The organism is Segatella sinensis (genome assembly GCF_040095255.1).
GTDB lineage: Bacteria > Bacteroidota > Bacteroidia > Bacteroidales > Bacteroidaceae > Prevotella > Prevotella sinensis.
On record NZ_JBBNGE010000041.1, the window covers coordinates 20,596 to 31,769 of the forward strand.

Genomic DNA, 11,174 nt, shown 5'->3' on the forward strand with positions numbered 1-11,174 from the left:
ATAAATTTTAAACCTATCAATATGAAGAGATTAATTTCAGCAGTATTGCTTTCTGCTGCCGTGGCAATGCCAACAATGGCGCAGAAGCAGAAGACATTGGGCAATGGCTATCCATTCACTCAAGTACCATTCACCAGTGTGAAGATTTCACAGAATACTTTCTGGGGTGCCCGTCTGAAGGCTGCCCGAGAGGTAACCGTGCCATTGGCTTTCAGCAAGTGTGAGAGCGAGCACCGTTACAAGAACTTCGAGATGGCTGCCTATACCCTTCAGCATCCTAACCACCCGGGCTTGGAAACCAAGGAGTGGGATGTAAGCAAGTTCATGGGCTTCTCTTTCGATGATACCGATGTTTATAAGACCATCGAAGGCGCCAGCTACATCCTCCAGACTTATCCGAACAAGAAGTTGAAGGCTTACATCGACAGCGTGCTCGATGTAGTAGCTGCTGCTCAGGAGCCAGATGGCTATCTCTATACCGCCCGTACCATCAACCCAAAGCATCCACACCAGTGGTCGGGAAATAAGCGTTGGGTCAAGGACGAGGAGGCGAGCCACGAGCTTTACAACCTCGGTCACATGGTAGATGCAGCCTGTGCTCACTATCAGGCTACGGGTAGCACCAAGTTCCTGAACATCGCCAAGCGCTATGCCGATTGTGTGGTAAAGGAGGTGGGACCTAAGCCAGGACAGGTTACCATCGTTCCGGGACATCAGATTGCAGAGATGGCTTTGGCTCGTCTCTATACCCTGACCGGTGAGAAGAAGTATCTGGATGAGGCTAAGTATCTGCTCGACTATCGTGGCAAGACTCATATCCGCAACCCATATTCTCAGAGTCAGGCTCCTATCCTGGAGCAGAAAGAGGCGGTAGGTCATGCGGTTCGTGCCGGATATATGTATGCCGGTATTGCCGATGTGGCTGCCCTGACCAAGGATTCTGCCTATATGAAGGTGATCGACCGCATTTTTGAAAACATCGTTGGCAAGAAATACTATCTTACAGGTGGTGTAGGTGCCCGCCATGCCGGTGAGGCATTCGGTGATAACTATGAGTTGCCAAACATGACTGCCTACAACGAGACCTGTGCAGCCATTTCTATGGTTTACCTCTTCGAGCGCATGTTCCTGCTTCACGGCGAGAGCAAGTATATCGACTGCATGGAGCGTACCTTATATAATGGTGTCATCTCGGGTATGAGCATGGATGGTGGCAGATTCTTCTATCCAAACCCATTGTCAAGCGACGGCAAGTATGCCTTCAATGCCGATGGCAACACCACCCGCCAGCCTTGGTTCGGATGTGCCTGCTGCCCAAGTAACTTGTGCCGCTTCATCCCTTCTGTTCCAGGTTATCTCTATGGCGTGAAGGACAACAATATCTATGTAAATCTCTTTGCCGGCAATACATCTACCATCAAGGTGAATGGCAAGGATGTGGTTCTGGAGGAGACTACCGAGTATCCTTGGAACGGCGATATCAAGATTGCTGTGAAGAAGAGCGGCGTAAAGAATGCCAACCTCCTGGTCCGTATTCCTGGATGGGTTCGCAACCAGGTGGTGCCTAGCGATCTTTACAAGTATAGCGATGCCGAGAAGCCTGCTTATAGTGTAACCGTAAACGGCAAGGCTGTAGAGGCTGACCTCGATGCCAACAAGGGTTATCTGCCTGTCAAGAACATCCAGAAGGGCGATGTCATCCGCATCCACTTCGATATGCCGGTACGTACAGTAGTTGCTAATGGCAAGGTAGCAGATGATAATGGTAAGGTTGCCGTAGAGCGTGGACCTTTGGTATATTGCGCTGAGGCTGTGGATAATCAGAACGAACCTGTGCTCCGTGCCGTCATGGCCAAGAAGCCTGCATTCTCGCTGGTAGATAACTACAGCATCGAGAATACAGAGACCAAGGGCGCTCCAGCCTTCTCGGTAAAGGCTATCCAGACCTCTTCTCAGGTGCTCGACCAGGCTGCTGATGGCACCGTTTCTGTCAAGAACCAGAAGCTCACCCTGATTCCTTACTATGCCTGGAATCATCGTGGTGCCAACCAGATGAATGTCTGGTTCTATCAGAACTTGAATGCTTTGGATAAATAATAAATAGTTTTTTAAATCAAAAAGAGGGTGCGTCATAGACTTATGATACACCCTCTCTATATTTTATTTATAGCAAGGGTGTCATATATATTGGCACCAATAAGGTCTGTCCATCTTTTTTAAAATCTTTCGTATATAATAGGTATCTTTTGTCGATTCTATCAGAGAACTTCAGACAAAACTCATCTAGCGACTTGTGACTGTTATATCCTGACGATTTCACTTCTATCGGATAAATCTTCTTGCCACGAGATAGCAAGAAATCTATCTCGTAGTTCTTGTGGCTTGTTGCATGGGGAAATGTGTAATAGAACAGTTTGTTTCCTGATGCGGTAAGCATTTGGGCAACGAGATTCTCATAGGCATATCCCATATCGCTACTCAGTTTATCGCTCAACAACTTTTCGTAAATGGTGTTCTCTGTGTAGTCTTTATCCCAAAAAGCAAGTGTGACGAATAGACCTGTGTCTCCAACAAACATTTTATAGTAGTCTTCGTCACTGTGTAATGAAAAACCGACATTGGGATCATTTGCGTGGTAGGCGAAATTGACCACCATGCTGTCTTTCATGTCTGCCAAGACTCCCATAAGGTTCTTTCTGCCTGCATCATCTAATACGCTTGCTACCTGGTATCTGGCTGAATTTTTGTTTAATTCGGAAGGAATGTTCTCGAATAACTTGGCAGCTCTCCCAGTTTTGTCAATCTTTCTGAAGTCGTCAAGATAAAGTTCTATGATTTCTCGTTTTACGGCATCTGTTTTGCTCAGATTGTTGGTGTCTAAGTACTCGTTTACGGCTTGTGGCATTCCGCCTACGAGCATATATAGACGAAGGTTGCGCATAGCTTCTCGATGCGCTGCTCCCAATGGAACTTTTGCATCGAAAAACTGCTTGAGTAGGGGAAATGTAGCAGTATCGCCCATTGCCCATCGAAATTCCTCGTAGTCCATCGGATAGAGATCCAAACGTGTCTCTTCGCTTGGAATCAAAATGTTTTCTACATTCTTTTTGATGCTGATAAGAGAGCCTGTCTCTATGTAGTCGTATCTTCCGTCTGCTACTAGGTATTTGATGGCTTGCCGGGCTTGTGGGCACATTTGTACTTCATCGAAAATGATGGCTGATTTGCGTGGCTCCAAGATTACTTGGTAGATTGATTGGAGGCGCAAAAATATGTAGTTCAAGTCCATGAGGTTGTCAAACAGCTGTTTCACTTCCTTAGATGCTTGTACGAAATCTATAAGGATATAGCTTTTGTATTCATTTTCTGCGAAAGCTTTGGCTACTGTTGACTTTCCTACACGGCGTGCTCCTTTGAGCAAGAGGGCTGTGCTACCATTTCTCTCTCGCTTCCATTCGAGCATTTTGTCGTATACTTTTCTTTTAAATATTCTTTTTCTCATAACTTGCTGGTTTTGAGCGCAAAGATACATATAAGTTCCAAATTCCCCAAATGTTTTTTGTTAAAATGTTCCAAATCCCCCAAATGTTTTTTCCTAAAATGTTCCAAATCCCCCAAATGTTTGACCCATAAATAATGCTTTTTCGCACCCTCATCTTGTTAATATAGGTTAATCCCATTAAGAAAAACACTTCTTTTCCGTTTATGTTGTAGTTTTGAATAAATAAAGCAAAAGAGAGCTAATGACAGAGAATGAATTCATCCATATCGTTCCGCAGTTGCGGCAGATAACCTTGCAGATCAGTCAAGGTTATGGTGTTGGCTGCGATGAGGCTGAGGATATAGCACAGGATGCGATGCTCAAGCTCTGGGCCATCAAGGATGATATTCAGTCTGCTGCTCATGCCAAAGGTTCGATGGGTTGCATCGCCAAGCATCTTTGCATCGACTTCTTTCGCAAGCGGAAGATGATTTCGATAGATGCCCAGCCTTTCGATAAGTCGCCTAGCCACTATGCGCCGCCCGATGTGGAAGTGGAAAACTCGGAGAACGAGCTGTGGCTGCAAAAACGCCTCAAGACTCTGCCCTCCAACCAATATGAGGTGCTTTATCTGCGACAGGTAGAGAAGAAAAGCTTTGAGGAAATAGCGCAAATCGTGGGCATCACCACAGAATCTGTATCCGTGTTGCTTTCGAGGGCAAGAAAGCAGATGTTGCAGGAAATCAGAAAAAGATGTCGATAGCCCTTATATATAAATAGGTATAATCAATAAAGGAGGAAACTGGATATGAACGAAAAAGAAAAGGACATACGACTGTTGCTCGACCGATTTATGGCTGGTGAGACTTCTTTGGAAGAGGAGGCTCTACTAGGGGAGTGGTTTCGTCAGCATCCCGATGTGAGCGATGACTTGAAGGAATATCAGCTGATGTTTGGATATTTCGATGAGGGGATGCCCCTCGACTATGAGGCAGAGAATCATGTAGAAGATGCTCATCCGAAGACTAAGGCACGAATGCGTCGCCTATGGTTGCCGATAGGTATGGCTGCATCCATCGCCCTGCTCTTTGTGCTTGCCATTCCTCGGATAGGGCAACAGCCTGGGCATCAGGATGATTCGAAGATGACTCAACTCGATGGCAGAACGACTCAGGAGGATGTTGATTCTGCTGTTGTCCACGAGGAGAAATCGACAGATGCCAATCTTTCCATGCCTGAAAAGATAAAAAAGTCGGGTGATTCCGTATCTCCCAAGACAAGGAAGCACAAGCAGAGGCAATATCGTCAGCATCTGTTTGCTCCTGCTCCTCCAAAGCTTTGGATAGCTCAGAATATTGCTACCGATTCTTTGTTGACAGAGCCGGAAAAGCTTGCCGATGCGCATCTCCGGGAGATGGAGGCACAGCAGAACGAAATGTTCTTCAAACTTTATCTCGTCGATGCTCTTCAGACCCAGTCGCTCAATGCCGAAATTGCCAGTGCCTCGTTCGAAAGCGAGGAGAATGTGCATGATGAGGACTATGTGAGTGGTGACCAAGAGGTTTATTAACAAGAAACAATTAAAAAGAAGAAGAATATGAAAACAACTTTTAAATTAGCATTTGTGGCTTGCCTGATGATGCTCTCTTTGGCTTGCCATGCCCAGAAGCCTATACCGGCTATCGACCAGGCTTTTGATAAATTCGTACAGGATTTGTCGCAAGACGACCTCGTTACTTCTTCCACGATGAATACCTATAATATAGGTATGATGAAGGGATTTGAGTTCGCCGTTCCCGGAAAGAAGCAGAAAATGGTAGATACCTTTCATAAGGCTTTGTTGAGCAATAGTCGCCTCGCTTATATCAGTTTTACCAAGAAAGCGGGTTCTGCCAGCATTGAGACGAATCGGGTGGGATATGGCAATAACAATTCCGCAACCTACTTGTTTGGTGCTCACAAGGACCGCAACTATAACCTGCAGTATATCCGTGACTGCAAGGATTCTACCATGCGATATGTTTATGCCTTGGTATGGTATCCAGGAAAGAATGATGTGGTATTGGGTAGTGTCTATAAGTTTTACTCCAAGGATCCGCAAACCTATAAGACCTCATTATCTTATAAGATGAAAGCAGATCAGGGTTTGGATTCTCTTGTTTTTCTGGGCAACATCAGGTATAACAAAAATCTGGTTCGCAGTTATGACTTGGATATGACTCCTCCAAAGGATGCGGCAGAGTTTATCATGCAACTCAACACGCTCCGTGCTGCCTTTAAGAATGCCAGAGACCAATACCCTTATTTGGGAAATCAGGTAACTCGACGTACCCTCCAGACGGGTGTAGCCAACAAGATTGTCAAGCTCTGTAAGGGGTATGCTAAGTTGCTGAATGCTGACGAGAAGAAATTCTGCGCTACTTCGCTGAATGGGATGAAGAAGGATACAGACGATGAATATCTGCAGAGCCTTCTGGAACTAACTGCCAATTCTTTGAGGAAGTAGTAAGTCCTGGAGGTATAAACTGAGGAAAAAGTGAAACTCTCTCTCTTAAAATACCGGTTCGTGGAAACGAGGTAAGAATAAAGCCTTCTATCGTCAGATTGCCGTTGCAATCGATGATAGAAGGCTTCTTATTTAATAACTAAAAATTAATCCCATTCAGGATTCTGCTTCAAGACACCCTGTGACAAGTCGATTTCCTTTAGAGGAATAGCCCACAGGTAATCGCGGTTAGGATTGAACTTGCGAGTCTCTATCAGAATCTTCTTTCCGTCAGGATCGATGCCATATACAGGCTTGGTAACATCCTTCTCTGTTGTCCTGTAGCTGCGGGTATCGAAGAGATGGATTCCCTCGAATGCCAATTCCAGACGGCGCTCCAGGCGGATGGCATCGCGCATCTGATCCTTGCTGAGACCCTCTTCCAAACCAGGAAGGTTCACACGCTGGCGAATCTGGTTCACTGCATCATAAACCTTGGCATCTGGAGCAGAAAGGTTCTCATTGCGTGCCTCGGCATAAGTGAGCAGCACCTCTGCATAGCGGATGTAGATGAAGTTGGTCCAGTCGTAATTCTGGATTCCATAGTTGTCTGGATTGATGTACTTGCGCATGCTGTATCCGGTACGGGTATGGCTGCCGTCACCCATATACTTGTTGTTGAATGTCATCGGACCACAGGTGGTTCCTGGCCAGAAGATAGAGTAAGCCAATCGTGGATCGCGGTTCTCGAATGGCTTGGCCGGGTTGTAGAGTGGAGACTCTGCGATAGACTTACCATCGGTACATGGATAAGCATCCACCATATCCTGGGTAGGTGACAAAGCCTCCCAACCACCAAAGTCGCAAGGTGAGAAGAACAGACCAATCACGCTACCCTCGTTGCCATCCTTTGGATTCTCGACATACTCACGGTCGAAGAGAATCTCGTTGCAGGTTTCTGCTACAGGCTGGAACAGGTCGCCGTAGTTAGGGTACAGACCAAACTTGCCAGTCTGCATCACCTGTTCGGCTGCAGCTTCAGCCACATCATACTTGTGGTTGTAGAAAGCCATACGGGCTTTCAGGGCGTAGCAAGCACCGGCACTAGCCTTGCCATGGTCGGCAGCAGTACGGATTACCGGCAGGTTAGGAGCCGCCTTATCCAGGAGCTTCACAACATATTCGTAGGTCTCTTCAGCAGAACTGCGGGCTGGAAGTGGCTCGTTCAACTGCAGCGGATGATCCAGGATAGGCACGCCGCCCATATACTTCCACAGGTTGTGATAAGCGAAAGCCTCGAGGAACTGCACCTCGGCAGTAAGCTGCGCCTTTGCCTTCTCGCTCATGGAAACTTCTCCGATGTGCTCGTAGAATATCTGGCAGCGGCGGATGGTCTCGTAAGCTGCCTGCCAGAGCTGCAGGAAGTGAGGGTTGCTCGATACGGCTGTACCGGCTGACAAGACTCCCTGCTCTGCACCTACGTGAACCGGGATGGCATTGTCTGTATAGCAGTCGGTCATGATAGTATGGTTCTCCGGCTCTATCAGATAGAGGTAGATACCTGTTGCATATTTGTTTGCATCATCCGCAGTCTTCCAGAAAGATACGTCAGACAGCTGGTCTTTTGGGTTTCTCTCCAGGAAGCTATCGTTGCAAGAACTCAATCCCAGACCGCAGGCAAGGATCAGTCCACTCAAAAAATGATATTTCAATTTCATAATCTACTCGTTTTTAAAAGGTTACATTAACTCCGAATGAATAGTTTCTTGTAAGAGGATAGTAGTTGCCTGATACTGCCTCTGGATCTACGCCGTCGAAGCTGGTGATGGTAAACAGGTTGTCGATACTACTGTATATTCTCAATCGGCTAATGCCATATTTAGATGTCAGCTGCTTAGGAAGGGTATAACCCACCTGCAGGTTTCTCAACTTGGCATAAGATGCATCCTGAACCCAGAAGCTGGAAGTTACTCGGTTCTGAGAATCCTTCATTGACAAGCGTGGGTAAGCGGCATTCGGATTAGGATTGCTCTCGGTCCAGCGGTTCATGTGAATATCGGTCACCTTACCGCCATTGTAGAATGCATATCTGATTTCTGGCACTGGCATACCCTTTACGTCGGCTGCACCCTGGAGCAAGGCACTCATATCGAAGTCCTTGTACTGAACAGAGAAGTTCAGACCGAAGTTGATCTTTGGGAAGTAAGAACCCAATACCTTACGGTCGCGGCTATCTACTGAGCCGGAATCGTCCAGGTCACGATACTTCAAATCACCAGGCATTGGAGCTCCGGTAGCCTGAGAAACATGATTCTTCACGTCGGCTTCATCCTTGAAGATGCCATCGCATACGTAGCCATAGTAAGCCCACAAAGGATCACCTACCGACTGGCCTGGAGTGTCACCACCCTTCAGGTCGAGAATCTTGGTGGATACACGGCTGAAGTTGGCGCCTACATTGTAGGTCCAGTCACCGATGCGGTTGTTATGACCTACCTGCACTTCGAAACCGGAGTTGCGAACCTTTCCGGCATTCTGCATTGGAGCACCTACACCCAGTGTATAAGGGATAGGCAACTGCAGGAGGATGTCGCGGGTTTCCTTATGGAAATAGTCGAAGCCGAAGGTGAGCTTGTTGCCCAGGAAGGTAGCGTCGATACCGAAGTCGTACTGGCTGGTCTTCTCCCAGGTCAAGTCTCTGTTAGCCAGCGTGCTGGCGATGGAAATACCTGGATACAGGGTGTTGCCGAAGCTGTAGTCGTAGCCATACTCGTAGGTGGTCTGGTAAGGATAGTTGGAACTAACGGTATCCTGGTTACCCAGGAGACCCCATGAACCGCGGAGCTTCAGGTTATCTACCCAAGAAACATTAAACCAGGATTCCTCTGAGATTCTCCATCCTACAGAGAATGATGGGAAGGCACCGAAGCGCTTGTTCTTTGGGAAACGGGAAGTTCCGTCATAGCGAAGGTTTGCCTCGAACAGGTAACGGTCATCGTATGAATAGTTCAGACGGCCGAATACGGAACGCAGAGAGTATTCTGTCTCTGTACCGTAAGTGGTCTGAGTGGTCACTTCACCGGCATTGATCTGGTCGAGTGTATTTGAGTTAGGCAGGTTCTTTCGTGATGCCTGCAGATAGCGCATCTGGTTGTAAATCTGAGAGTAACCCAGCAATGCGCCTACGGTATGCTTGCCGAAGGTCTTGTTGTAGTCCAGATATGCCTGGAGATTCAGTTCCACCTTCTTGGCGTCATACTCTGTCAGCTGGTTCTGGGTTGTCTTGACAGGAGTATCTGAATCTGCTGTGTAGAAACTCTGGGTATATAAATGGGTAGGATTGTCCAGCAGATTGAATGTGGTGGCAGCAATACCACGCAACTTCAAGCCGTCGATGATGTCGAGATCCATTCCCAGGCTACCCTGGAAGTTGTTGTTGATCTGCTTGCTGGTTCCGCCGTTTCGGGCAGAAGCTACAGAGTTATGCTCGTTCTTGAACAGGGCATAGTTGCCGTTCTTGAACTGGATAGGAGTAACCGGAGTCTCGCGGAATGCGTAGTGCATCAGGTTGTTGATGCCTTCTGCTGGAGCAGTCATCACGCTGCGATATACTGCCATGTTGGTAGTAACCTTCAGGCGCTTGTTGATGTAAGCCTCCAGGTTGGCACGTACATTGAACTTGTTGTAGTTGGTATTCTCTATCAAACCGTCCTTGTCGTGGTAGTTGATAGCCAGAGAGTAGGTAATCTTGTTGCTACCGCCCTTGATGCTTAGGTGATGGTTGTGGAAGAGTCCGTTCTCGCTCAGCAAGGTACCCAACCAGTCGGAGTTGGCATAATGATCCGGGTCAGAACCATCCTTGAATTTCTTCAGGGCTTCCTGACTGTAAGGCTCGTTCAATCCGTCGTTTCTGTATGCTTCGTTCATCAGGGTTGCATAGTCGTATGAATCGAGGAACTTAGGCATTCGGGTTGCACTCTGCCAACCTACGTATCCGTCGTAGGAAACGATGGCGCGGCCACGTGAACCCTTCTTGGTGGTAATCAGAATCACACCGTTTGCCGCACGCACACCATAGATGGCAGAAGCTGCAGCATCCTTCAGGATAGAGATGTTCTCGATATCGTTAGGATCCACGCTGCTCATGGTAGATTCCACACCGTCGATGACAACCATTGCACTGGCGTTACCCATGGTTCCGAGACCACGTACACGCAGCAGACCGCCGTCAGCACCCGGCTGACCGCTGTTCTGGATAACGGTAACACCCGGCATCTGACCAGCCAGCATGTTGGTTACGTTGGCGCTGGTACGGTTGACCAGCTTATCTGATGAAATGGTGGCAATGGCACCTGTGAGGTTTACTTTCTTCTGGGTACCATAACCTACAACTACGATTTCTTCGATAGCTTCGGTATCTTCCTTCAGTTCGATGTTGTACTCATTGGTAGAGCCTACGGTTACGAGGATGTCTTTGAAACCGATATAGGAAATTTTGAGTTTTACACCCGGACGTGCATTCAGAGTGAAATGACCGTCCAGATCGGTGATGGCAGCATTGGTTGTACCCACTTCGAGCACGGTTGCACCAATCACAGGCACACCACGGCTATCGGTTATGGTACCTGTAATCTGCTTGCCTTTCTGCTGGGTAGCCAGTTCAGTTGCTTTAGATGCATTAGAAGGCATAGGAAAAGCGATTCCACCCAAAAAGATCATACACGCACACAGAGAATAGCTTCTGAGAAGCCTTAAATTCTCCTTCTGTTTTTTCTTTTCGTTCTTCATATCATAAAGTTTAGAGTTTTTAGAGCCCCTTTTTATTAGGACTGCAAAATTGTTATATTATAGATAGGTAAAATTTGAACCAGTGAGGGCTGATCATACCAAGTCGTTTAGAGATGTAGGTCTGTCCTTCGTGGTTTTTAATTTTGTTTAAGTGGGGGCAAATATACACAAAACTTTCGTTCTTTTTGCATTTTTATGTAGAAAAAGTCTTTGGATTGTCTATATTTAACGTTTGATAACATTAAAGTGTCAAGGAGTAACTACTCAGCACCCCTATAGAAGTAACTACTCAGCACCCCTATAGAAAACTTCTCGTTAATAAAGCATAAACTTGATTTTGCTTATTTTCTTCATCCTTACAAACTTTTTAATGATTGAGTCGATGAGGACGTAGGCTGTTTAAAACAGTTCATTTAACGA

The 11,174-nt window shown here is 46.8% G+C and carries 7 protein-coding genes; 4 read left to right on the forward strand and 3 right to left on the reverse strand.

The window, feature by feature from the left end; all coding sequences use genetic code 11:
- Positions 1–21: 21 nt before the first annotated feature.
- The gene (locus AAAT87_RS11155; RefSeq protein WP_349226451.1) at positions 22–2,097 is read left to right on the forward strand and encodes a glycoside hydrolase family 127 protein; all 2,076 of its coding nucleotides are present in this window, start codon (positions 22–24) and stop codon (positions 2,095–2,097) included.
- Positions 2,098–2,164: 67 nt separating this feature from the next.
- Here the strand turns inward: AAAT87_RS11155 and AAAT87_RS11160 are convergent, their stop codons facing one another.
- On the reverse strand, positions 2,165–3,463 hold the full coding sequence (locus AAAT87_RS11160; RefSeq protein ID WP_349226452.1) for an ATP-binding protein: 1,299 nt from the start codon (positions 3,461–3,463) through the stop codon (positions 2,165–2,167).
- A gap of 280 nt (positions 3,464–3,743) precedes the next feature.
- Between AAAT87_RS11160 and AAAT87_RS11165 the strand changes: the two genes are divergently transcribed.
- From AAAT87_RS11165 to AAAT87_RS11175, 3 genes are read left to right on the forward strand one after another with little or no spacing between them, the layout of a single operon-like run.
- Positions 3,744–4,244 (forward strand): RNA polymerase sigma factor, encoded by a 501-nt coding sequence (locus AAAT87_RS11165; protein ID WP_349226453.1) that lies wholly within the window; start codon positions 3,744–3,746, stop codon positions 4,242–4,244.
- A 45-nt stretch (positions 4,245–4,289) separates the two neighbouring features.
- Positions 4,290–5,051 carry a PG0215 family putative anti-sigma factor gene (locus AAAT87_RS11170; protein WP_349226454.1) on the forward strand — a complete coding sequence of 254 codons (762 nt, stop codon included), beginning with the start codon at positions 4,290–4,292 and terminating at the stop codon, positions 5,049–5,051.
- A gap of 27 nt (positions 5,052–5,078) precedes the next feature.
- The gene (locus AAAT87_RS11175) at positions 5,079–5,987 is read left to right on the forward strand and encodes a hypothetical protein (RefSeq protein ID WP_349226455.1); all 909 of its coding nucleotides are present in this window, start codon (positions 5,079–5,081) and stop codon (positions 5,985–5,987) included.
- A gap of 146 nt (positions 5,988–6,133) precedes the next feature.
- On the opposite strand, the gene AAAT87_RS11180 is transcribed toward AAAT87_RS11175, so the two are convergent.
- Together AAAT87_RS11180 and AAAT87_RS11185 are read right to left on the reverse strand one after the other, a co-directional pair.
- Complete coding sequence (locus tag AAAT87_RS11180) at positions 6,134–7,684, reverse strand: RagB/SusD family nutrient uptake outer membrane protein (RefSeq protein ID WP_296974574.1); 1,551 nt, start codon at positions 7,682–7,684, stop codon at positions 6,134–6,136.
- A gap of 13 nt (positions 7,685–7,697) precedes the next feature.
- Positions 7,698–10,655 (reverse strand): SusC/RagA family TonB-linked outer membrane protein, encoded by a 2,958-nt coding sequence (locus tag AAAT87_RS11185; protein ID WP_428848577.1) that lies wholly within the window; start codon positions 10,653–10,655, stop codon positions 7,698–7,700.
- Positions 10,656–11,174 lie beyond the last annotated feature (519 nt).